At 72.0% G+C, this 22,169-nt stretch carries 23 protein-coding genes and 1 riboswitch; of the genes, 11 read left to right on the forward strand and 12 right to left on the reverse strand.

Translation table 11 applies throughout. The features are described from left to right. Positions 1-102: 102 nt before the first annotated feature. On the forward strand, positions 103-1,467 hold the full coding sequence (locus tag ACWDYJ_RS20420; protein WP_451566978.1) for a class II 3-deoxy-7-phosphoheptulonate synthase: 1,365 nt from the start codon (positions 103-105) through the stop codon (positions 1,465-1,467). 164 nt (positions 1,468-1,631) lie between these two features. Continuing rightward, positions 1,632-1,898: a (2Fe-2S)-binding protein gene (locus tag ACWDYJ_RS20425; protein WP_451566979.1), complete on the forward strand. Its 267-nt coding sequence runs from the start codon at positions 1,632-1,634 to the stop codon at positions 1,896-1,898. A gap of 19 nt (positions 1,899-1,917) precedes the next feature. On the opposite strand, the gene bfr is transcribed toward ACWDYJ_RS20425, so the two are convergent. Next, positions 1,918-2,394, reverse strand: a complete 477-nt coding sequence (bfr, locus tag ACWDYJ_RS20430) for a bacterioferritin (protein ID WP_451566980.1) — start codon at positions 2,392-2,394, stop codon at positions 1,918-1,920. 173 nt (positions 2,395-2,567) lie between these two features. Between bfr and ACWDYJ_RS20435 the strand changes: the two genes are divergently transcribed. Further along, positions 2,568-3,200, forward strand: coding sequence for a sulfite oxidase-like oxidoreductase (locus tag ACWDYJ_RS20435; protein ID WP_451566981.1), 633 nt, complete (start codon positions 2,568-2,570; stop codon positions 3,198-3,200). A 13-nt stretch (positions 3,201-3,213) separates the two neighbouring features. On the opposite strand, the gene ACWDYJ_RS20440 is transcribed toward ACWDYJ_RS20435, so the two are convergent. The 6 genes from ACWDYJ_RS20440 to thiO form a co-directional block, all read right to left on the reverse strand. Beyond that, positions 3,214-3,783, reverse strand: a complete 570-nt coding sequence (locus tag ACWDYJ_RS20440; RefSeq protein WP_451566982.1) for a DUF4396 domain-containing protein — start codon at positions 3,781-3,783, stop codon at positions 3,214-3,216. Between the two features lie 40 nt (positions 3,784-3,823). After that, positions 3,824-4,702: a deoxyribonuclease IV gene (locus ACWDYJ_RS20445; protein ID WP_451567002.1), complete on the reverse strand. Its 879-nt coding sequence runs from the start codon at positions 4,700-4,702 to the stop codon at positions 3,824-3,826. Positions 4,703-4,711: 9 nt separating this feature from the next. Next, positions 4,712-6,625 carry a Stk1 family PASTA domain-containing Ser/Thr kinase gene (gene pknB, locus ACWDYJ_RS20450; protein WP_451566983.1) on the reverse strand — a complete coding sequence of 638 codons (1,914 nt, stop codon included), beginning with the start codon at positions 6,623-6,625 and terminating at the stop codon, positions 4,712-4,714. Positions 6,626-7,111: 486 nt separating this feature from the next. Further along, a complete protein-coding gene (locus ACWDYJ_RS20455) occupies positions 7,112-7,906 on the reverse strand; it encodes a thiazole synthase (protein ID WP_451566984.1) in 795 nt (264 codons plus the stop codon). Between the two features lie 5 nt (positions 7,907-7,911). Next, positions 7,912-8,112, reverse strand: a complete 201-nt coding sequence (gene thiS / locus ACWDYJ_RS20460) for a sulfur carrier protein ThiS (RefSeq protein ID WP_451566985.1) — start codon at positions 8,110-8,112, stop codon at positions 7,912-7,914. Beyond that, on the reverse strand, positions 8,109-9,296 hold the full coding sequence (thiO, locus tag ACWDYJ_RS20465; RefSeq protein ID WP_451566986.1) for a glycine oxidase ThiO: 1,188 nt from the start codon (positions 9,294-9,296) through the stop codon (positions 8,109-8,111). The genes thiS and thiO overlap by 4 nt, the downstream gene beginning before the upstream one ends. Beyond that, a riboswitch (TPP riboswitch) is annotated at positions 9,294-9,406 on the reverse strand. It overlaps the preceding gene by 3 nt. Positions 9,407-9,508: 102 nt before the next feature. Between thiO and ACWDYJ_RS20470 the strand changes: the two genes are divergently transcribed. The 5 genes from ACWDYJ_RS20470 (at position 9,509) to ACWDYJ_RS20490 (ending at position 13,870) form a co-directional block, all read left to right on the forward strand. Next, the gene (locus ACWDYJ_RS20470) at positions 9,509-10,729 is read left to right on the forward strand and encodes an NAD(P)/FAD-dependent oxidoreductase (RefSeq protein WP_451566987.1); all 1,221 of its coding nucleotides are present in this window, start codon (positions 9,509-9,511) and stop codon (positions 10,727-10,729) included. A 99-nt stretch (positions 10,730-10,828) separates the two neighbouring features. Beyond that, positions 10,829-11,194 (forward strand): Rv2175c family DNA-binding protein, encoded by a 366-nt coding sequence (locus ACWDYJ_RS20475; RefSeq protein WP_451566988.1) that lies wholly within the window; start codon positions 10,829-10,831, stop codon positions 11,192-11,194. Positions 11,195-11,266: 72 nt separating this feature from the next. Next, the gene (gene thiE, locus ACWDYJ_RS20480) at positions 11,267-11,905 is read left to right on the forward strand and encodes a thiamine phosphate synthase (RefSeq protein ID WP_451566989.1); all 639 of its coding nucleotides are present in this window, start codon (positions 11,267-11,269) and stop codon (positions 11,903-11,905) included. Positions 11,906-11,974: 69 nt separating this feature from the next. After that, a complete protein-coding gene (metF, locus tag ACWDYJ_RS20485; RefSeq protein ID WP_451566990.1) occupies positions 11,975-12,889 on the forward strand; it encodes a methylenetetrahydrofolate reductase [NAD(P)H] in 915 nt (304 codons plus the stop codon). Positions 12,890-12,940: 51 nt separating this feature from the next. Next, complete coding sequence (locus tag ACWDYJ_RS20490) at positions 12,941-13,870, forward strand: hypothetical protein (protein ID WP_451566991.1); 930 nt, start codon at positions 12,941-12,943, stop codon at positions 13,868-13,870. A gap of 28 nt (positions 13,871-13,898) precedes the next feature. Here the strand turns inward: ACWDYJ_RS20490 and ACWDYJ_RS20495 are convergent, their stop codons facing one another. The 5 genes from ACWDYJ_RS20495 to ACWDYJ_RS20515 form a co-directional block, all read right to left on the reverse strand. Further along, positions 13,899-15,341: a phytoene desaturase family protein gene (locus tag ACWDYJ_RS20495; RefSeq protein ID WP_451566992.1), complete on the reverse strand. Its 1,443-nt coding sequence runs from the start codon at positions 15,339-15,341 to the stop codon at positions 13,899-13,901. 43 nt (positions 15,342-15,384) lie between these two features. Further along, on the reverse strand, positions 15,385-16,011 hold the full coding sequence (locus tag ACWDYJ_RS20500; protein ID WP_451566993.1) for a DUF4126 domain-containing protein: 627 nt from the start codon (positions 16,009-16,011) through the stop codon (positions 15,385-15,387). 98 nt (positions 16,012-16,109) lie between these two features. Next, positions 16,110-16,511, reverse strand: coding sequence for a DUF3040 domain-containing protein (locus ACWDYJ_RS20505; protein WP_451566994.1), 402 nt, complete (start codon positions 16,509-16,511; stop codon positions 16,110-16,112). A gap of 281 nt (positions 16,512-16,792) precedes the next feature. Further along, on the reverse strand, positions 16,793-17,551 hold the full coding sequence (locus ACWDYJ_RS20510) for a methyltransferase domain-containing protein (protein ID WP_451566995.1): 759 nt from the start codon (positions 17,549-17,551) through the stop codon (positions 16,793-16,795). A gap of 76 nt (positions 17,552-17,627) precedes the next feature. After that, on the reverse strand, positions 17,628-18,095 hold the full coding sequence (locus ACWDYJ_RS20515; protein WP_451566996.1) for an SAV_6107 family HEPN domain-containing protein: 468 nt from the start codon (positions 18,093-18,095) through the stop codon (positions 17,628-17,630). A 181-nt stretch (positions 18,096-18,276) separates the two neighbouring features. On the opposite strand from ACWDYJ_RS20515, the gene ACWDYJ_RS20520 reads away from it, so the two are divergent. Genes ACWDYJ_RS20520 through ACWDYJ_RS20530 form a run of 3 tightly spaced genes read left to right on the forward strand, consistent with a single transcriptional unit; the run spans position 18,277 to position 21,867 of the window. Continuing rightward, positions 18,277-19,146 carry an ATP-binding cassette domain-containing protein gene (locus ACWDYJ_RS20520; protein ID WP_451566997.1) on the forward strand — a complete coding sequence of 290 codons (870 nt, stop codon included), beginning with the start codon at positions 18,277-18,279 and terminating at the stop codon, positions 19,144-19,146. Next, positions 19,118-21,205 (forward strand): YhgE/Pip family protein, encoded by a 2,088-nt coding sequence (locus ACWDYJ_RS20525; protein ID WP_451566998.1) that lies wholly within the window; start codon positions 19,118-19,120, stop codon positions 21,203-21,205. The genes ACWDYJ_RS20520 and ACWDYJ_RS20525 overlap by 29 nt, the downstream gene beginning before the upstream one ends. Before the next feature lie 29 nt (positions 21,206-21,234). Further along, positions 21,235-21,867 (forward strand): TetR/AcrR family transcriptional regulator, encoded by a 633-nt coding sequence (locus ACWDYJ_RS20530; protein WP_451566999.1) that lies wholly within the window; start codon positions 21,235-21,237, stop codon positions 21,865-21,867. The last annotated feature ends 302 nt before the right edge of the window (positions 21,868-22,169 follow it).

The following is a 22,169-nucleotide window of genomic DNA, read 5'->3' on the forward strand; positions in this document are numbered from 1 at the left end:
CATACCGTGCACCTTAGCCCACGCCCCGTGTCCGAGAAGGGTGGCGCAAGATCCGTCTCACTTCGTGGGCGCAGGGCTGGACGTGTCGGGTTACGCCGTAATGTGTACGAGGTGACCGTGAACGCTGAAACCCAAGCCCCCGCCTCCAAGGCGACCTGGCGAGACCTTCCCGCGGCGCAGCAGCCTTCGTACCCCGATGCCGAGGCCCTGCGCGCTGTCGTCGCGGACCTCGAGTCGTATCCTCCCCTCGTGTTCGCGGGTGAGTGCGACCAGCTGCGCGCCCGTCTGGGAGCCGTCGCCAAGGGCGAGGCGTTCCTGCTTCAGGGCGGCGACTGTGCCGAGGCCTTCGACGCCGTGTCCGCCGACCACATCCGCGCCAAGCTGAAGACCCTGCTCCAGATGAGCGCCGTCCTGACGTACGCGGCCTCCGTGCCCGTCGTCAAGGTCGGCCGCATCGCGGGTCAGTACTCGAAGCCGCGCTCCAAGGACACCGAGACCCGCGACGGCATCACCCTGCCGACCTACCGCGGTGACTCCGTCAACGGCTTCGCCTTCACCGAAGAGGCCCGGATCCCGGACCCCGAGCGGCTTAAGCGCATGTACCACGCGTCGGCCTCGACGCTGAACCTGGTGCGCGCCTTCACCACCGGCGGTTACGCCGACCTGCGCCAGGTGCACGCCTGGAACCAGGACTTCGTGAAGAACTCCCCGTCCGGGCAGCGCTACGAGCAGCTCGCGCGGGAGATCGACAACGCGCTGAACTTCATGAAGGCCTGTGGCACCGACCCGGCCGAGTTCAAGGCCGTCGAGTTCTACGCCTCCCACGAGGCGCTGCTCCTCGACTACGAGGGCGCGCTCACCCGCACGGACTCGCGCACCGGCAAGCTGTACGACACCTCCGGCCACATGGTCTGGATCGGTGAGCGCACCCGCCAGCTGGACCACGCGCACATCGAGTTCTGCTCGCAGATCGCCAACCCGGTCGGCATCAAGCTCGGTCCCACCACCACGGTGGACGAGGCGCTGACGTACATCGACCGCCTGGACCCCGAGCGGGAGCCGGGCCGGCTGACCTTCGTCGTCCGCATGGGCGCCGACAAGGTCCGCGACAAGCTCCCCGAGCTGGTCGAGAAGGTCACGGCTTCGGGCGCCACGGTGGCCTGGGTGACCGACCCGATGCACGGCAACACCTTCGAGGCGGCCTCCGGCCACAAGACGCGCCGCTTCGACGACGTGCTCGACGAGGTCAAGGGCTTCTTCGAGGTCCACAAGGAGCTGGGTACGCACCCGGGCGGCATCCACGTCGAGCTCACCGGTGACGACGTCACCGAGTGCGTGGGCGGCGGCGACGAGATCTTCGTCGACGACCTCCACCAGCGCTACGAGACGGCCTGCGACCCGCGGCTCAACCGCAGCCAGTCCCTGGACCTGGCGTTCCTGGTCGCCGAGATGTACCGCGACCAGTAGGGGATCAAACAGCACGCACGACAGTGGGGCGCGGATCGATGTGATCCGCGCCCCATCGTCGTACCCGGGGCTTTTAGGGAACCCTAAGTTTGGGTAAGGTTAGGTAAGCCTCACCGAATAGGGGATGGCCCGCCGAACCGTTCCGCTTCAGGGAGGTGAACCGCGTGTACGTCTGCTCTTGCTTCGGGATCACCGACAAGCAGGTGAAGGACCACGCGGCAGCCGGGGCCTGCACCCCTCGCCAGATAGCCTCCGCCACCAAGGCCGGCACGGACTGTGGCTCCTGCGTGCGCACCATCCAGGGAATCCTCGGCCGCGGGGCCTGCCCGCGCCGGGAACTGCTGGAGAAGGGCAACACGGCGGTGACCGCACTGGCCTCCGACACGGAGCGGTCCGCCGCTCCCGAGCCGGCCCTGGCGGAAGTCGCCTGAGTGCCCGGCCCGGCCCGGCCTAGCTCGGCTGCTCGATCAGCTGCGCGATGTAGAGCGGCTCGCCCAGCGACTCGATGAGTGCCAGCTGGGTGTCGAGGTAGTCGATGTGGTGCTCCTCGTCCGCCAGGATCTCCTCGAAGAGCCGCGCCGAGGTGACGTCACCCTTGCCGCGCATGACCTCGATGCCGCGCTTCAGCCGGTCGATGGCCTCGACCTCCACCTGGCGGTCGGCCTGGAACATCTCCGTGACCGTCTGCCCGACGCGCACGTGGAAGAGGCGCTGGTAGTTCGGCAGGCCGTCGAGCATCAGGATGCGCTCGGTGATCTTGTCCGCGTGCTTCATCTCATCGATGGACTCTTCACGCGTGTACTTGGCGAGCTTGGTCCAGCCCTTGTTGTCCTGGATGCGGTAGTGCAGCCAGTACTGGTTGATGGCCGTAAGCTCGCCGGTCAGCTGCTCGTTCAGAAACTCAAGGACCTCGGGGTCGCCCTGCATCGCAGAGGCTCCTTCCAGGCAATGTCAGCTATGTGACGGGGCAGGTGGGCGCATCCTTGCACCGCCGCCGGAGGCCGTCCAGTAAGTGCCTCCTTAGTGGGAGTTGCCGCGACTTGCCCGAATAGGCCCAGACCTGGTCATGACCACCCTGCCCAGTCTGTCACCATGGAGGCATGGGTCAGCCGGAAAACCGGGAATCTCCGGGAGCAGAGCAGCTTGAGCTCCCTCCGGGGCAGCGGTTGCAGCGAGGCTGGCCCGTGACCCACTACGGTCCTGTGCCCAAGTTCAAGCCGGACCGCTGGGAGTTCCGGGTCTTCGGCGCGACGGCCGACGGTGAGAAGCACTGCTGGAACCACGAGGAGTTCGCGGCCCTGCCGTTCGAGACCGTCGTCGCGGACCTGCACTGCGTCACCAAGTTCAGCATGCTGGGCGCGGAATGGGGCGGGGTGCCGGCGCGTACCGTGCTGGCACTGGCGCCTCCGGCCCCGCAGGTCACGCACGTGATGGTGTGGGCCGAGTACGGCTTCAGCTCGAACATGAGACTGGCCGATTTCGCCGCCGAGCGGACCATCTTCGCCACCCATATGGGCGGCGAACTGCTGACCGCCGAGCACGGATTTCCGCTGCGGCTCGTGGTCCCGCACCTGTACGCGTGGAAGGGCCCCAAGTGGGTCCGCGGCATCGAGTACATGACCGCCGACCGCCGCGGCTTCTGGGAGGAGCGCGGCTACCACAACGTCGGCGACCCCTGGCGCGAGCAGCGTTACTCGTACCAGGAGGAGCCGGGGGACGGGCCCGAGCTGTAGGGCCCGCCGGTGCTCAACGGTGGTACTGGTGGACCACCGCGTGACCCTTGCCGCGGCCGATCAGCCACTTGTTGACCGGGGTCGTGATCACGAAGGCCGCCACGAGTGCGATGGCCAGGACGATCCAGAACAGCGGCGCCGACAGGTGCGCGTCCATCGCGCCGGGCCACAGGGCGATCACTCCGTTGTCGATCAGTTCCATGACGGCGATCGAAAGGGTGTCGGCGGCCAGCGCCACCCGGATGGCGGTACGCAGGTTCACGCCCGCCGAGAGGATGCCGCGCAGGGTGAGCGCGTAGCCGAAGAAGAACGCGAGGACGATCGCCAGGACCATCGTCTGCACGTTGCCCCAGCCCAGCGCGGTCCCGATGACCATTCCGAGCACCTCACCGATGGCGCATCCGGTGAGGCAGTGGAGGGTGGCCTTGGCGGCCATGGCCCAACTGACCTTGCCACCGCCACCGTGTGCGTGGCCGTGGTACTCGTGGCGGTGGTGTTCATGGCCCTGCTGCTCCTGGCCGGGGTGCTGGTGGCCGGGGTGCTGGTGATGGGCGTGGTTCGTGTGCGCCTGTTCCTGTTCCATGACGACCCCCAGGGTGGAAACGCGGATAGCGGTTCTGCCGTTACGACAGAACCGTATACCCCCCTGGGGTATTCCGCAGCTCCTTCAGCAGCGCCACGTCCGCCGCATGCCCTTCCTTGCCGCCCGGCGTCTCGATGATCAGCGGCACGTCCGCCGTCTCCGGATGCGAGAACAGCTCGCCGAAGGCCTCCCGCCCGATGTGGCCCTGCCCGATGTTGGCGTGCCGGTCCTTGTGGGCGCCGACGCCCTCCTTGGAGTCGTTGGCGTGGATCAGCTTCAGCCGGCCCGCGCCGACCGTGTCCACCAGCAGGTCCAGCGTCTGCTTCGTGCCGCCCGGCTCGGCCAGGTCGTGCCCGGCCGCGAAGATGTGGCAGGTGTCCAGGCAGATGCCGAGCTTCGGGTGGTGGTCCAGGGCCTCGAAGTACGGACCGAAATCCCAGGTCCGCGAGCACAGGGAGGAGCCCTGGCCGGCCGTGGACTCCAGCAGCAGGAACGGGTCGTCGTCATGCGTCAGCTCGTCCAGCAGCGGCAGCATGTGCTCCCTGACCTGCGCGTACGCCGCCTCGCGCGGGCGCCCCCCGGTCGCCGAGCCGGTGTGCACGACCACCCCGAGCGCGCCGATCGCACGGGCCCGGCGCAGGGAGTGGCGCAGGGACTCCACCGACTTCTCCACCGTCGCCTCGGTGTGGGAGCCGAAGTTGATCAGGTAGGGCGCGTGCACGTACGCGGGGACGGACTGCTCGGCGCACTGGGCGCGGAACAGCTCGTCCTGCGCCGGGTTGCCCGTCGGGGTCGCCCAGCCGCGCGGATTGGCCACGAAGACCTGAACCGCCTCGGCGCCCATCTCGCGGGCGTAGGACAGGCCGACCGAAGCGAGCCCGCCGGCCACCGGGACGTGGCCGCCCACGGGATTGCGTATCACTGTTCGTCACAGACCCTTGGTCTTGAGGGTGATGGCGCTGCCCTCGGGGGCGCCCTGGCCGCCGGGGACCGACTGGGTGTCCACGGTGTTGCTGAAGGAGAGGAAGGGGCGGTCCACCTTCACCTTGAAGCCCAGGGCCTCCAGAGTCTTGCGGGCCGCGTCCGCGTCCTGGCCGGTCACGTCCGGCACCTGGACCTGGCGGGGTCCCTTGGAGACGGTCAGGATGACCGTGTCGCCCGCGGCGGCCTGAGTGCCCGCGCCGACCGACTGGTTGGCGACCGTACCGGCGGGGGAGAGGGAGTTGACCTGCTCGGCCGCCGTCTCCACCTTGAGGCCGAGGCCCTCCAGCGCGGAGCGGGCCTGGTCCAGGGGCTTGCCGGCGACGCTCGGGACCTGGACGGGCCGGCCCTTGCTGACCACCAGCGCGATCGCCGTGTCGGGAGCCCGCTTCTGGCCGCCCGCCGGGTTGGTGGTGATCACCGAACCCTGGGCGATGTCCTGGCTGAACGCCAGGGTGACGATGCCCGGCGCCAGCCCCGTCTTCGTCAGCTCCGCCTTGGCCTCCTCCAGCGGCCGGCCCTTGAGGTCGGGCACGCTGACCACCTCGGGGCCGCGGGAGACGGTGAGCGTCACCGCGTCGTTGCCGCGGATCCGCCGGCCGCCCGCCGGGTCGGTGTTCATCACCGTCCCGCGGTCGAAGGCGTCGCTGAACTTGTGCTCGATCCGCTTCACGCCGAGGCCGGCGGCCGACAGCTGGGACCGGGCCTGCTCCTCGGTCTTGCCGAGCAGGTTCGGCACCTTGGTGAACTGGCCGGAGTTGATGTACCAGACGCCGGTGCCGAGGCCGAGGGCGAGCAGGACCCCCGCCACGACGAGGAGGACGCCACGCCGGGGGAGCCGGCGCGGCCGGCGCGGCCGGTGCGGGGGCGCCGGGGGCGGCGGGGTCTCCAGCCGGGAGGTGTGGTGCACGGACTGGTGGGCCGCCGTCACCGGGCGCGGGATCACGCCGGTGCGGTCCTCGGCCGCGCTGCGTACCTCGGCCCGCGCCTGCGGCGGAACGGCGTCCAACTCGGCGTCACCGAGCAGCGCACGGGCCTCGCGCACCAGGCCGAGGAGGGCGGCGGCGTCGAAGGGGCGCAGCTCGGGGCTGCGGGCGGTGGACCGCGCGACCAGCTCGTCGAACCCGGGAGCCAGCCCCGGGACGGCGGCCGACGGGGGCGGCACGTCCTCGTGGAGGTGCTGGTAGAGCACCTGGGCGGGGCTGCCGCCGGTGCGCGGCTTGGAGCCGGTGAGCATCTCGTAGAAGACGACACCACAGGCGTAGACGTCCACGCGGGTGTCGGTGACGCCGTTCTCGATCTGCTCGGGCGCGAGGTACGAGACGGTGCCGAGGACGGAGCCGGTGGTGTTCGTGGCGGAGTCCACGGAACGGACCAGCCCGAAGTCGGCGACCTTCACGCGGCCGTCGTCGCCGATCAGGACGTTCTCGGGCTTCATGTCGCGGTGCACGAAACCGGCCCGGTGGGCGGCGCCGAGCGCGGCGAGGACCGGCTCGAAGATGTCGAGGGCGGCCCGGGGCTGGAGCGCGCCGCGCTCACGGAGCACGTCGCGCAGGGTGCAGCCGGAGACGTACTCCATGGCGAGGTAGGTGTACGGACCGTCCGTGCCCTGGTCGAAGACGGCGACCACGTTGGGATGGGCGAGGCGGGCCACGGACTTCGCCTCGCGGATGAACCGGTCCACGAAGGCCGCGTCGGCGGCGAGCGCCGGATGCATCACCTTCAGCGCGAGGACGCGGTCGAGGCGGGTGTCGACGGCCCGGTAGACCGTGGCCATGCCGCCGGCCGCGATGCGGGAGTCGACGCGGTAGCGGCCGTCGAGCACGCGCCCGACGAGGGGGTCATCCAGGGTCGTATCCACCCGGCGATTCTACGAGCGCCGCCGATTGTCCTGCGCCGGGCGGCTGGGCTTGCAGCCCAGCTGTGACGCGGGCCACCATTTCTTGACGCGCCGCTCGCGCGGCTCGGCCCTGGCGGGCCTCTCCGGCTTCGTGCCGCTGCGCCGGACTCCGTCCGTCGGCTCGTCGGGCGGTGTCCCGGGCCGGTGCTCGGGGGCCGCTGTCTCGGATCTCCGTCCGCCGGGCCGTGGGTGGGCGGGGGTGCCCTGCGGGGCTGGTCCCCTACCCGCCCTTCCTCCGTTCCCCGGGCTCTGCCCGGACCCCGCGCCTCAAACGCCGGCGAGGCTGAAATTGCCGCTGCGCGGCAATCCAGCCCGCGGGCGGCACATGCTGACGCAGCTCCGCCAAATCCAGCCCCGCCGGCGTTTGAGGCGCGGGGTCCGGGGCGGGGCCCCGGGAGGGGTCCGCGGGCGGGGGCCCGCACCGCGGCGGACGGGCGGACGGGCGGCTCAGAAGGCTGGGCGTTCGGGGTCCAGGGTGGCGCGGCCCTGGGTGGGAGACGAGGCTTCGGCGAAGCGGCGTTGGGGGATGCGGCCCGCGCGGAAGGCCAGGCGGCCCGCCGAGACGGCGTCGCGCATGGCGGCGGCCATCAGGACCGGCTCCTGCGCACGGGTCACGGCGGAGGCCAGCATCACGCCCGCGCAGCCCAGTTCCATGGCCAGGGCGGCGTCCGACGCCGTACCGGCCCCCGCGTCCAGGATCACCGGGACCCCGGCGCGTTCCGTGATCAGCTCGAAGTTGTGCGGGTTGCGGATGCCCATCCCCGACCCGATGGGGGACCCGAGCGGCATGATCGCCGCGCAGCCGACGTCCTCCAGCTTGCGGGCGAGCACCGGGTCGTCGTTCGTGTACGGGAGCACGGTGAAGCCCTCGTCGACCAGGATCTCGGCGGCGTCCAGCAGCTCGACGCCGTCCGGCAGCAAGGTCCGCTCGTCGGCGACGACCTCCAGCTTGATCCAGTCCGTGCCCAGTGCCTCCCGCGCCAGCCGGGCGGTGAGCACGGCCTCGCCCGCGGTGAAACAGCCCGCCGTGTTGGGGAGGACGGAGATGCCCAGGTGCGACAGCACCGAGAGGACGGAGCCCTGGACCGTGGGGTCGAGCCGGCGCATCGCCACCGTGGTCAGCTCCGTGCCGGAGGCGATCAGGGCGCGTTCGAGGATGTCCAGGCTCGGGGCTCCGCCCGTGCCCATGATCAGGCGGGAGGAGAAGGTCCGGCCGCCGAGGGTGAAGAGGTCGTCCGCCATTGCCGTCAGCCTCCCTGGACCGCGGTGAGGACCTCGACCCGGTCGCCGTCGTCCACCGGTGTGTGCGACCACTGCCCGCGCGGTACCACGGTCTCGTTGAGGGCGGCGGCCACGCCCTTGGGCGCCTGGGTCAGGGTCGCGACCACCGCGTCGAGGGTGGTGCCGGCCGCGATCTCGCGCGGCTCGCCGTTGACGGAGATGGTCATGCGTAGGACTCCTGACACGTGGTGGAGAAGCGGCGTGGGGTGAAGGGGCGGGCGATCTCCGGCAGGGCGCCGGTGGCCAGCAGCTCGGCCATCACGTCCCCGGTGAGCGGGGTCAGCAGCACCCCGTTGCGGTAGTGGCCGGTGGCCAGGTGGAGGCCGGGGAGCTCGGTCGGGCCGAGCAGGGGCGCGTTGTCGGGTGATGCGGGGCGCAGTCCCGCCCGGGTCTCGACCAGGGGGAGTTCGGTGATGCCGGGCACCAACTCGTGGGCGTCGCGCAGTAGTTCGTACACCCCGCCCGCGGTGACGGTGGTGTCCCAGCCGAGTTCCTCGCTGGTGGCGCCGACGACGAGTTCGCCGTTCTCGCGCGGCACCAGGTAGACGTGGCTGCCGCGTACGACGGCCCGTACGGTCCGCGACAGGAACGGCGCGTACGCCGTCGGTACCGACAGCCGCAGCACCTGCCCCTTCACCGGGCGGACCGGAACCGTCACCTCCGGCGGTACGCCGGCCAGCCGCCCGCTGAGCGAGCCGGCGGCCAGCACCACCTGGTCGGCGCGCAGCTCCGTACCGTCGTCGAGCAGGGCCCCCGTGGCCCGCTCGCTGGTCGTGAGCAGCCGGGAGACGCTCGCCCGGTGGACGGCGACCCCGGACCGCTCGCAGGCGGCCAGCAGCGCGGCCGCGAGCCGGCGCGGATCCACCTGGTGGTCACCGTCGACGCGCAGTCCGCCCCGTACGCCGGGGGCCAGCATCGGCTCCAGGCGGCGGCACTCGCGGCCGGTGAGCCAGTCGGACTCCAGGCCGCAGCGGCGCTGGAGGGCATGCAGTTCGCGCAGGTGGAGGCGGTCGTCGGAGTCGAGGGCGACGGCGAGGGTGCCGCAGGCGCGGTAGCCGATGTCCAGGCCGCCGCTGGCTTCGGCGAGCTCGGCGGCGAAGGCCGGGTAGCGGGCGGCGGAGGCCACATTGAGGCCCAGCAGGGTTTCCTCGCCGTAGTGCAGTTCGGTGACGGCGGCGAGCATGCCGGCCGCGACCTGGGCGGCGCCCCCGCCGGGGTGCGGATCGGCCAGCGCGGTGCGCAGTCCGCGCCCGGCCGCCTGCCAGGCGGTGACCAGGCCGATGATGCCGCCCCCGATGACGAGGACGTCGAAGCCCGCCGTGCGTGACGGGCGCGGTCGTGATGCGTGCATGAGTGTCCAGCCCCTCCCTTCGCCGGCATGACCCGGATCAGGTTCGTACGGTCGGAGGCCGGCCAGCCTCCCTCTCAGCCCGGTGCGCCCGGACTCCCGCGATAGGTACGGTGGCCAGCCTAACCCCGCTGCCGAGGCCGGGTAAGGCTGCCTCCCTCCGCCAGGGACGGTCGCTGTTCCTGACGGGGCGTCAGGTCATTAGGCTGGGCCGGGTGAGCGAGCAGACGGAACAGACAGAGACCGGCGTCGTGATCGTCGGAGCCGGAATGGCCGGCGTGCAGACCGCCGTGGCCTTGCGGGAACAGGGCTTCACCGGCCCCGTGACCCTGCTGGGCGCCGAACCGCACCAGCCCTACGACCGGCCTCCGCTGTCCAAGGCGGTGCTGCTCGGCAAGGCCGAGGACTCCGCGTTCGACGTGGACTTCGAGGAGCTTCGCATCGAGCTGCGGCTGGGGACCGAGGTCACCGGGCTACGGGCCGCCGAGCGCGTGCTGGACACCGAGGCCGGTCCGGTGCCGTACGAGGTCCTCGTACTGGCGACCGGCGCCCAGCCGCTGACCCTGCCGGGCTCGCAGGGCGTCCCCGGCGTGCACCTGCTGCGCACCCTGGACGACGCCGCCCGGCTGCGGCCCGTACTGGCGGCGGCCCCCGCGATCGTGGTCGTCGGGGCGGGCTGGATCGGAGCCGAGTTCGCCACGGCGGCGCGCGAGGCGGACTGCGCCGTGACCGTGGTCGAAGCCGCGGACCGGGTCCTGGCGGGCGCCCTGCCGGCCGAGGTCGCCGAGCCGATGGGGCGCTGGTACGCCGAGGCCGGGGCCACACTGCTGACCGGGTCGAAGGTGGCCGCCGTCGAGGAGGGCCGGGTCCTGCTGGCGGACGGGCGGGAGCTGGCGGCGGGCGCGGTGGTCGTCGGCATCGGCGCCCGGCCCGCCACGGGATGGCTGGCCGGTACCGGCGTCGACCTCGGCCCGGACGGGTCGGTCACCGCCGACGCGTACCTTCACACGTCACTGCCGGGCGTGTACGCGGTGGGCGACTGCGCCTCCTTCCCGTCGGCCCGCTACGGGACCCGGCTGCTGGTCCACCACTGGGACAACGCGCTCCAGGGTCCCCGGGTGGTCGCGGCGAACATCCTGGCGGGCGAGCCCGTCCGGGCGTACGACCCGGTGCCGTACTTCTGGTCGGAGCAGTTCGGCCGTTTCGTGCAGTACGCGGGGTACCACGGCGGGGCCGACACCCTGCTGTGGCGCGGAGACCCGGCCGGGCCGGCCTGGTCGGTGTGCTGGCTGCGGGACGGCGCGCTGGTCGCGGTGCTCGCGGTGGGGCGCCCGCGGGACCTGGCGCAGGGCCGCAAGCTGATCGAGGGTTCGGCCACCTTGAACCCGGCCAAGGTTTCCGACCCGGCGATCCCGCTGAAGTCCGCCCTGGCCTGACCGGCAGCGCCCCCACGACGCCCCGCCCGGCCAGGGCAAAGGCCACGGACGGACGGGGTCAGGTACCGGCCGGGAGTCCGAGATGGCAGGCTTGTGCCCGTGACCGAGATTGACGCAAAGATCGATGCCCTTGTTCCCGCCTGGCTGTACCTCCCCGACATCGCGGAGATGCTCGACATCGAAGTGACCCGGGTCCGCCAGCTGGTCAAGGAAGGTCAGCTGCTCGCCGTGCGCCGTGGCGAGAACCGCTCCCTCCAGGTGCCCGCCCCCTTCATCGACGGCGACAAGATCGTCAAGGGCCTGGTCGGCCTGCTGACCGTGCTCCGCGACGACGGCTTCTCCGACGAGGAGATCCTGGAGTGGATGTTCACCCCCGACGAGACCCTGCCCGGCACCCCCGCGCAGGCGCTGAGCGAGAATCGCGGCACGGAGGTGAAGCGCCGCGCTCAGGCGCTCGCCCTCTGACCAGCTGATCCACAGGTGCACGGGCGGCCGCCGCGCCGGCCGTGCACCGCCACCACCACGGGGGGTACACCCATGCAGCAGCTGTCCGACGCCCGGCTCTACCTGTGCACGGACGCCCGCAAGCGGCAGGGCGACCTCCCCGACTTCCTCGATGCCGCCCTCGCGGGCGGCGTCGACATCGTCCAGCTCCGCGACAAGGGGATGGAGGCCGGCGAAGAGCTCGACCACCTCCAGGTCTTCGCCGAGGCCGCCCGCCGCCACGGCAAGCTCCTCGCCGTCAACGACCGCGCCGACGTCGCGCACGCCATCGGCTCCGACGTCCTGCACCTCGGCCAGGGAGACATCCCCGTCCCCGCCGCCCGCGCCATCCTCGGCGAGCGGGTCCTCATCGGCCGCTCCTGCCACGGCGAGTCCGAGGTCGACGCCGCCGTCGCCGAGCCCGGCGTGGACTACTTCTGCACCGGCCCCTGCTGGCCGACCCCCACCAAGCCCGGCCGCTACGCCCCCGGCCTCGGGCTCGTCCGGTACGCGGCCTCCCTGCGCCAGGACCGCCCCTGGTTCGCCATCGGCGGCATCGACAGCACGAATCTGGACGAGGTCCTGGACGCCGGAGCCACCCGGGTCGTGGTCGTACGGGCCATCACCGAGGCCTCCGATCCCGGCGAGGCCGCGGCCGAGCTGGCCAAGAGGGTCCGGGCACGCGGCGCGTAGGTGTCCAAAAACGTGTCCAAGGGATGGACGCAGCTTCGACGTCCGACGACCCGCGTCTAACCTGCCCGTATGGCCTTTGGTACCGCTTCCACCTGGTCGGATCGTGCGCACACGGTCCGCGATCTCCTCGCGTCCGGGAGCTCGTACTCCTTCGAGTTCTGGGCCCCCAAGACCGAGAAGGGCGAGCGCAACCTCTGGAACGCGCTCCGCCGGATCGAGGCGGTGTCCCCCAGCTTCGTCTCCGTGACCTACGGAGCCGGCGGCTCCACCCGCGGCGGCACCGTACGAGCCACCCAGCAGATCGCCGCCGACACCACCCTGACCCCCGTCGCGCACCTCACGGCCGTGGACCACTCGGTCGCCGAGCTGCGCCACGTCATCGGGCAGTTCGCCGACGCCGGCATCCGCAACATGCTCGCCCTGCGCGGGGACCCGCCGGGCGACCCCATGGGGCCGTGGGTGCGGCACCCCGACGGCGTGGACTACGCCGCCGACCTCGTGCGCCTGGTCAAGGAGTCCGGCGACTTCTGCGTCGGCGTCGCGGCCTTCCCCGAGATGCACCCCCGCTCGGCGGACTGGGACACGGACATCCGGCACTTCGTGGACAAGTGCCGTGCGGGCGCCGACTATGCCATCACCCAGATGTTCTTCGATCCGGAGAATTATCTGCGGCTGCGCGACAGCGTCGCGAAGGCGGGCTGCGAGACTCCGATCATCCCCGAGGTCATGCCTGTTGTGGGCATCAAGCAGCTCGACCGGCTGCCACAACTCAGCACCGCGGTCTTCCCAGCGGCCGTGAAAGAGCGCATGCTCGCCGTCAAGGACGATCCGGCCGCTGTACGCTCCATTGGCATCGAGTTCGCCACGGAGTTCTGCGCGCGGCTGCTGTCCGAGGGTGTCCCGGGGCTGCACTTCATCACGCTGAACAATTCCACGGCGACTCTCGAAATCTACGAGAACCTGGGCCTGCACCAGCGGGCCTGATTCGGCCACACCCCGTTCCCGTGCGGGCGGCCGTACCGAGAGGGGCCATGCGTGGGAATGACGGTCCTCTACATCGCGTTCGGCATCGTCGCGTTGTGGCTGCTTGCCGAGGTCCTGATGCAGTACAAGGCCCGGCTGCGCTGGCGTCTGCTCGCCTTCACCGGGTTCGTCGGCGTGGTCGCGGGGGTGCTGCTGCCCTCGGTCCTCGTGATCGCCGCCGGCGCGACCGCCTTCGCCCTCGGCCAGACCCTGGTGACGCTCTCCTTCCGCAAGGGCTTCGTGGCCGGCTGGGCGCTGCGCCGCGGCGGAGAGCCCGTACGCCAGCAGCGGAGCCGACGCCGTCGCGGCGGGAGCGCACCGCGCCCGGACGCCGGGCTCGAGGTCACGGCGCTGGAGTACGGATCCCAGGACGACCGGGAAGACCAGGACGACCGGAACGACCCGCACGACCGGGCCTCGCGGGCCGCCGAGGCCGACGACCGCTCCGATGAGGTCTTCACCCCCGGGCCGGTGCCCGAGGAGACCGGCTCCTACGGGATACAGAGCTTCGTCCCCCAACAGCCCGACGGGACGGCGTCCTTCGCCTCGCCGTACACCACGGCCGAACAGGACGCCCACCAGTACGCGGCGTACTACGACCCCCAGGGGCAGGGGGCCTACGACTACACCGGCGGCTACCAGACCGGCGAACAGCAGGTCTACGCCGCCTACTCGGACCCGTACATCGGCACGGGCGGCGCGGTCGCCCCGGCGCCCTCCTACGACTACACGTCCTACACGTCCCACACGCCGTACGCCGACCAGACCCAGCAGCAGTACTCCATGGACACCCCGCCCGGCGGGGTCTGGGTCCCCCAGCAGCGCGCCAACGACGCCCACTACCCGGGGCCCGAGGAGCAGCAGGACCCGCAGCAACAGCCGCCGCACCAGGGGTACCCCTACCAGGGCGGCACGGGCGAGTACGAGCAGTACCGCTACTGACGCGGGGTGGGGTGGTGCGGGGCCGGGCTCACTGGGAGCCCCGGAACTCCGCGCCCTCCACGATCAGACCGGCCACCAGGGCCCCGGTCATCCCGGCGTGCGCCAGTCCGCCGCCGGGATGCGCCCAGCCGCCCGCGAGGTAGAGGCCGGGCAGCGCCGTCGTGTTGGCGGGGTGGAGCAGCCGCCCGCCGGCCCCCGCGAGGGCGGGCGGGGGCACGGAGCCGCCCACCGCGCCCGTGGCCGCCTCCACGTCGGCCGGGGTGCGCACCTCGTGCCACAGCAGCCGCTCCCGCAGGTCCGGGACCGCGCGGGCGGCGAGAGCGAGCAGCTCCTCGGCCCCGGCCCGCGTGTCCGGGCCGGACACGGCGCTCACGGTGACCGCCTCGTGGTCCGCGTCGGGCCGGGTGGCCGGGTCGTCGGGCCGCAGTACGGTCACCAGCCGGGCGGCGGAGCCGGAGGAGTGGACCAGGGTGCGGTGGACGGCGTCCGCCGGGCGGGCGCCGCGCAGCGCCAGCAGGACCGTGAGCCGGCTGGGCACCCCCGCCCCCCGGGCGGGCACCCCGTCCGGGGGGCGGGGCACGGAGGAGCCCGGAAGTTGCCTCGGGTCGATCGCGCAGACGACGCGGTCGGCGCCGGCCGCGGTGCCGTCGGCCAGCAGCACCCCGGCGGCCCGGCCGTCGCGCGCCAGGACCTCCCGTACGTCCGCGCCGAAGGCGAAGGACACCTTCCGCTCCAGGCACCGCTCGTACAGGGCCGTGGCCAGGGCCCGCATGCCACCGCGGACGTACCAGCTGCCGAAGGTCTGCTCCATGTACGGCAGCGTGGCCGCCGAGGCGGGCGCGGAGCCGGGGTCGACCCCGTACGCCCGCACCCGGCCCGCCAGCAGTTCACCGAGCCCGCCGCCCAGCTCGCGCCGCGCCACCTCGGCCACGGTCGGCGGACGGCGGCGCAGCAGGCCGCTGCCGCGCAGCGCCGGGTACGGGTCGCGGCCCAGCACCTGCCAGTCGGGGCGCAGCGGCTCCTCCAGCAGGGGGCGCCGGGTGGCGTCCCAGGTGTCGCGGGCGCGGCCCAGCACGGCGTTCCAGCGTGCGCCCGAGCCCGCGCCGAAGGCCGCGTCGAGGGCGGCGGCGACTCCGCCGCGTGAAGCCCCTGGAAGGGTGACGGTGGTGCCGTCGGTGCCGTCCGGGCCGTCGGCCAGGACGTGCCGCAGGGCCGGATCGACCTGGACCAGGTCGACGCAGTCCTCCAGTGGCCGCTTGCCGGTCTTCACGAACAGGTCGCGGTAGACGGCGGGCAGGTGCAGCAGTCCGGGCCCGGTGTCGAAGGCGAAGCCGTCGCGTTCGTACCGGCCGACGGAACCGCCGTACGTGGACCCGCGCTCGTACACCGTCACCTGGTGGCCGGCCACGGCCAGCCGGGCCGCCGACGCCATCGCGCCCATCCCGGCGCCGATCACCGCAATTCGTGCCATGCGGCCGAGCCTATCGAGCGAGGTCGGACGGGCGCGGCGGGGGTCAGGGGGGTGGTGGCGAGGTGACCCTGCGGGCCTCGGCGGCCAACCGCTTCTCCTCGCGGCGCTGGGCGCGGCGGCGCAGGAAGCGGCGGATCCGGGACCATATGAAGATGACCAGGGCCAACCCGGCGACCAGCAGAACGGCCGCGATGATCGCAGCCGCCTCCGGGTTGAACATCGCGAAGGTGACGAGGGCGCCCACGCCGAGGTCCTCGGCGAGGCTCACCACCACGTTGCTGAACGGCTCCGGCGAGGTGTTGATCGCCATCCGGGTGCCGGCCTTGACGAAATGGCTGGCCAGCGCGGTGGAGCCGCCGACGGCGCCGGCGGTGATGTCGGAGAGGGAACCGCTCTGCCCTGCCAGGAGGGCGCCGACCACCGCTCCGGACACCGGCCGGACCACGGTGTGGATGGAGTCCCACACCGAGTCCACGTAAGGGATCTTGTCGGCCACCGCCTCGCACAGGAACAGCACGGCCGCGACGATCAGGACGTCGGTGCGCTGGAGGGAGGCCGGGACCTCGTCGGTCAGGCCCGTCGCGCCGAAGATGCCGAGCAGGAGGATCACGGCGTAGGCGTTGATCCCGCTGGCCCAGCCGCTGGTGAAGACCAGGGGGAGCACACTCACCTGATCATCATGCCGCACACCGGGTGATCCGGAGGCGAAAACGGTGAGGGACGGCCGCCTGATGGCGGCCGTCCCTCACCGACGGAGTCTGTGCGGGGCTACTGCCCCTGGTCGTCACGGCGGCGCTGCCACCGTTCCTCGATACGGGTCATCATCGACCGACGCTGCCGGTTGCGGCCACGGGCCGAACCGTCTGCACTTCCGGAGACGGGCTGCTCGCCGGGCTTGGGTGCCTTGCGCCAACCGGTGACCACGAGGACCGTACATCCCAGCATGACGAGGAAACCCACCACGCTGATCCAGAGCACGTTCGGCACGATCACACCGGTCATGAGGAGCGCGATACCCACCACAATGCCAGCGACTGCCTGGTAGACCCGTCGCCGGGTGTACGTGCGCAGTCCACTACCCTCAAGCGCTGTCGCGAACTTGGGGTCTTCGGCGTACAGCGCTCGCTCCATCTGCTCGAGCATTCGCTGCTCGTGCTCCGAGAGCGGCACGGGAGTCCTCCTCATCCGACGGTCGCGGGGGGTAGCGACCAGGGGTCCCCTTCAGGATAGGCGGGGAATCGCCCCCATGACACCCGCCCTCTACGCCACATTCTGTAAAACCACCGCACTTGAAAAAATGCTGAGCCAAACCGTACCGGCGCCAGTGCCGTCACTGAGGCGCTTATTCCCCAACGAGCAGACCGCCATGCCGACCGGTGCCCCCGATCATACGGGGAGGATCGCCGGATCGGAGGCTGTGCGGCCGAGCCCGTGGGGGCAAAGCTCGCAGATCAGACGGGCTTCTGGCCAAGAATGTGCAGTTGCGTGGCGACCGCGTGGAAGGCGGGCAGCTCGGCGGCGGCCTCCTCCAGACGCAGCAGCGCCTCCACGGCGCCCGGTTCGGTGTCCACCAGGACGCCCGGCACCAGGTCGGCGAAGATCCGCACGCCGTGCACCGCGCCGATCTCCAGCCCGGCCCCGCCGACGAGTTCGCCGAGCTGCTCGGCGGTGAAGCGGCGCGGCACCGGGTCGCCCGAGCCCCAGCGCCCGGCCGGGTCGGTGAGCGCGGTGCGGGCCTCGGTGAAGTGCCCGGCCAGCGCACGGGCCAGCACGGCTCCGCCGACGCCGGCGCCGAGCAGGCTGAGGATGCCGCCGGGGCGTAGGGCCGCGACCGCGTTGGCCACGCCCTCGGCCGGGTCGTCCACGTACTCCAGCACGCCGTGGCAGAGCACCGCGTCGTACGCGTCCCGGTCCACGACGTCCAGCAGGCCCTGCGCGTCGCCCTGTACGCCGCGCACCAGGTCGGCGACGCCGGCCTCGGCGACCCGGCGCTCCAGCCCGAACAGCGCGTTCGGGCTGGGGTCGACCACGGTCACCCGGTGGCCCAGCCGGGCCACCGGCACGGCGAACTTGCCGGTGCCGCCGCCGGTGTCCAGTACGTCCAGGACATCCCGCCCGGTCGCCTTCACCCGGCGGTCGAGGGCCTCCTTGAGTACCTCCCACACCACGGCGGTGCGGAGGGAGGCACGAGGGCGGGAAGTTTCCGACACGGCTGATGACTCCTCGGCGTGTTTGGGTGGGGGAGCGGTGCGCACCCCACCCTATTGCCTCGGACAGTACGGCAGCTCATCCCGCGTCCGGATGCTGTGGTCGCTCATGCGTCCTCTGCTGGGGCAGAGCGAGCATCCGCTCCACCAGGCGCAGGAACATGCCGACCTCGCGCACCAGGTCGTCCGCTTCCCGGCTGGTCGCCGCGTCCCGTATGCCCGCCTCGGCCCGGGCCCGGCGGGCCGCGCCGGAGGCGAACAGGGCGCTCCACTCCGTCAGCTCCGGCGCTATCTCCGGCAGCACCTCCCACGCGCTGCGGATCCTGGGCCGCCGCCGCGCCGGCACGGGCCGGCCGCGGGCGGCGAGCACGGCCGCGGCGACGCGCAGGGCGGCGAGGTGGGCGGTGGCGTACCGCTCGTTCGACCCGGGCAGCCCGGCCGCCTCGGCCAGGCCGTCGCGCGCCTTGCCGAGCAGGTCGAGAGCGGCCGGAGGGGCCGCCGAGCGACGGGGGACGGGGTGGACAGGGGACGGGGACGGTGTGGCCATGACGAACCTCCTGTCGATGCGTCCTCCCATCGTGACGGGGCCCACTGACAATCACGCTGACCTGCTGTTTTGTCGCCATCCACCCGGCCGGTTCCGGACAACTGGCCCCTCCCGTACGCCTGGTGCGCATCAGGATGCTAGTTTTTGTACTGACTGGTCAGTTCAAAGAAGGGAGGCCGGCGTGGACAGCCCGCACGGCGCGGCCGTCAAGGCGCAGGGCTTCGGACTCAAAGGACCGCGCGGCTGGGCCTTCCGGGGCGTGGAGATCGACGCGGCACCCGGTTCGCTCGTCGCGGTCGAAGGCCCCTCCGGCACCGGCCGCACCTGCCTGCTCCTCGCCCTCACCGGGCGGATGAAGCCCACCGAGGGCCACGCCCAGGTCGACAGCCACCGGCTGCCGAAGAAGATGGCGGCGGTCCGCCGGATCTCCGCCCTCGGCCCGGTCCCCGGCGTCAACGACCTCGACCAGGCGCTCACCGTCACCGAACAACTGCGCGAGGGAGCCCTGCTCCAGCGGCGCTACGACGGCCCGCTGCGCGCCCTGCTCCGCCCGCGCGGCGAGCGCCGCGCCTCCACCCGGGCCCGGATCGAGGCCGCCCTGGCCGCCGTCGGACTGGACCTCGCCACCCTGCCCAAGGGCCCCCGGACCTCCGTACGGGACCTGGAGCGGCTGGAGAGCGTACGGCTGTCCCTGGCCATCGCCCTGCTGGGCCGACCCCGGCTGCTGGCCCTCGACGACCTCGACCTCAAGCTCTCGGACGCCGAACGCGCCGAGGCCTGGGCGCTGCTCCGCTCGATCGCCGACCGGGGGACGACCGTCCTCGCGGTATGCAGCGAGGCCCCCGAGGGCGTGACGCTCCTGCGCACGGTCGCGGCCGAGCCGGAGCCCGAGCCGGAGCCGGAGCCGGAGCCGGAGCCGGAGCCGGAGCCGGAGCCCGAGCCCGAGCCGGAGCCCGAGCCCGAGCCCGCGGCCGACACCGCGGACACCAACGACGACGATGACGACACGAAGGGGGCGGACGATGCGCTCGCCGAAGCTGGCCGCGCTTGAGCTGAAGCGGTTCGGGCGGGGGAAGCTGCCCCGGGCCGCTCTGGTCTCGCTGCTCCTGCTGCCGCTGCTGTACGGGGCCCTGTACCTCTGGTCGTTCTGGGACCCGTACAGCCGCCTCGACAAGGTGCCCGTCGCCCTCGTCAACGCCGACAAGGGCGCCACCGTGGACGGCAAGCGCATCGACGCGGGCGACGAGATCACCAAGAAGCTGCACGACAGCAAGACCTTCGACTGGCGCGAGGTCAGCGCCGAGGAGGCGGCCAAGGGCCTGGAGGACGGGACGTACTACCTCTCCCTGACCATGCCCGCCGACTTCAGCACGAAGATCGCGTCCAGCTCCGGCGAGGATCCCACCACCGGAGCCCTCCAGGTCCGCACGAACGACGCGAACAACTACATCGTCGGTTCGATCTCGCGCACCGTCTTCTCCGAGGTCCGCTCGGCGGCCTCCACCAATGCCTCCCGGGGCTTCCTCGACAAGATCTTCGTCTCCTTCTCCGACCTGCACGACAAGACGGCCGAGGCCGCCGACGGCGCCGACAAGCTCAAGGACGGCGCGGGCAAGGCCCAGAAGGGCGCGAAGGACCTAGCCGACGGCCTCGACACGGCCAAGGAGAAGACCGGCGAGCTCACCGGCGGCCTGAAGAAGCTCAACTCGGCCGCCGGCCAGCTGGAGACGGGCGCGAAGGACGTCGCGGCCGGCACCCAGGCCCTCGCCGACAAGGTCAACGGCGCCGCCTCCAAGGCCCGCCCCTTCGTCAAGGACCCCAAGAACCTGGCGGACCAGGCCGGGCTGGTCGCGGACACCGCCAAGGTGGTGAACACCCACCTCGGCACCTTCACCGAGAAGGCCCCGCGCGCCGCCGCCCTCGCCAAGACCGCCGCAGCCGGAACGGACGCCTACTACACGAAGCACTGCGTCACCGTGGGCGGCGAGCCGCACCTGGCCTCCTGCCCCGACCTGAAGAAGATCAGGGACGACTCGGCCGAGACCGCCGCGGCCACCGGCGACGTCAGCACGCTGGTCAAGAACGCGAACGTCGACGTCGGCAAGCTCCGTACCCAGCTGACCGACCTGGAGAAGAAGGCCCGCGAGCTCGTCGACGCGGCCCCCGGCCTCGCCGCAGACCTCGACGCGGCCGTCGCCAAGGTCAACGCGCTCAACACCGGCGCCCAGAAGGTCGCCACCGGCATGGCCCAGCTGCACACCGGCATCGGATCCGCCTCCACCGGCTCCGGCCGCATCAACGAGGGCGTCGGCAAGCTCGGCGACGGCGCGCACAGCCTCGACGGCGGCATGTACAAGCTGGTCGACGGCACCGGCGAACTCGCAGGCGGCCTGCACGACGGCGCCGGCAAGATCCCGGACTACGACCAGCCGACGCGCGACGCCCGTACGCAGGTCATGGCCGACCCGGTCCAGCTCGCCAACCAGTCCCTGCACAAGGCGCCCAACTACGGCACCGGCTTCGCCCCGTACTTCATCCCGCTCTCCCTCTGGGTCGGCTCGATGGTCGCCTACATGCTGATCGCCCCGATGAACCGGCGGGCCCTGGCCGCCGGCGCCTCGCCCTGGCGGATCGCCCTCGCGGGCTGGCTGCCCGTGGCCGGCCTCGGCGCCGCCCAGGTGGGCCTGCTGATGTCCGTACTCCACTGGGGTCTCGGCCTGGAGATGGCCCGCCCGGCGCTCACCGTCGCCTTCCTCTTCCTGGTCACCGGCTGCTTCGCCGCGATCGTCCAGTGGCTCAACGCCAAGTTCGGCGCCGCCGGGCGGATCCTGGTCCTCGCCGTCCTGATGCTCCAGCTGACCTCGGCGGGCGGCACCTACCCCGTCCAGACCAGTCCGGGCTTCTTCAACGCCATCCACCCGTACCTGCCGATGTCGTACGTCGTCGAGAGCCTGCGTCGGCTCATCACCGGCGGCGACCTCGCCCCGGTGTGGCAGGGCTGCGCGGTCCTGGTGGCCTTCACGGTCGGAGCCCTGGCCCTCACCGCGCTCGCCGCCCGGGGCAAGCAGGTGTGGACGATGGACCGGCTGCACCCCGAACTGAGCCTGTAAGGGGCTGTTGACCTGTGAGAATCAGCGCCATGGAAAGCAGCAGCACCAGTACGGGCACGGGCGGCGGCCGTCGGCAGGCCACCCGGCAGAAGCTCTACGAAGCCGCCGTCACCCTCATTGCCGAGCAGGGGTTCTCCGCGACCACCGTCGACGAGATCGCCGAGCGGGCGGGCGTCGCGAAGGGCACCGTCTACTACAACTTCGCCAGCAAGACCGACCTCTTCGAGGAGTTGCTGCGGCACGGGGTGGGGCTGCTGACCGCCTCGCTGCGGACAGCCGCGGAAGAGACGGAGGCGAGGGGCGGCAGCCGGATCGAGGCCCTCGACGCGATGATCCGGGCGGGCCTGGTCTTCATCGACCGGTATCCGGCCTTCACCCAGCTCTACGTCGCCGAACTGTGGCGGACCAACCGGGCCTGGCAGTCCACCCTGATGGTGGTCCGCCAGGAAGCGGTCGCGGTGGTGGAGACGGTACTGCGGGAGGGTGTCGAGCGGGGAGAGCTCAGCGGCGAGATCGACGTACCGCTGACGGCGGCGGCGCTGGTGGGCATGGTGCTGGTGGCCGCGCTCGACTGGCAGGCCTTCCAGAGCGAGCGGTCGCTGGACGACGTGCACTCGGCGCTGTCGCTCCTGCTGCGGGGGCGGGTCAGCGGGAGCCGTTGACCCCCGGTCGGCGGTGCCGCCCGCGGGCGGCGGCGGCGTAGAACTGAGTATCCGTACCCAGTCGCGACCCCACGCGATTTGAGTACGCGTACGGATGGGCTCCCACCTGCGACGAAGCAGACTGGGGGCAACGGACAGGGCGCTCGGCCCGTACCGCGGACACGGGGCCGCGGAGCGGGCCGGGTCCCTGGCCGGGAGTGGTACGGGGGGACCCGGCAACGGGAAACGCCGGTGGGCCGGGCTCGGGTCCAGGGGCTGAACTGGTACGCCGACACACCCGCGATCGACAGGACCAACAGAAC

It is taken from the genome of Streptomyces sp. NPDC003042 (assembly GCF_053591315.1).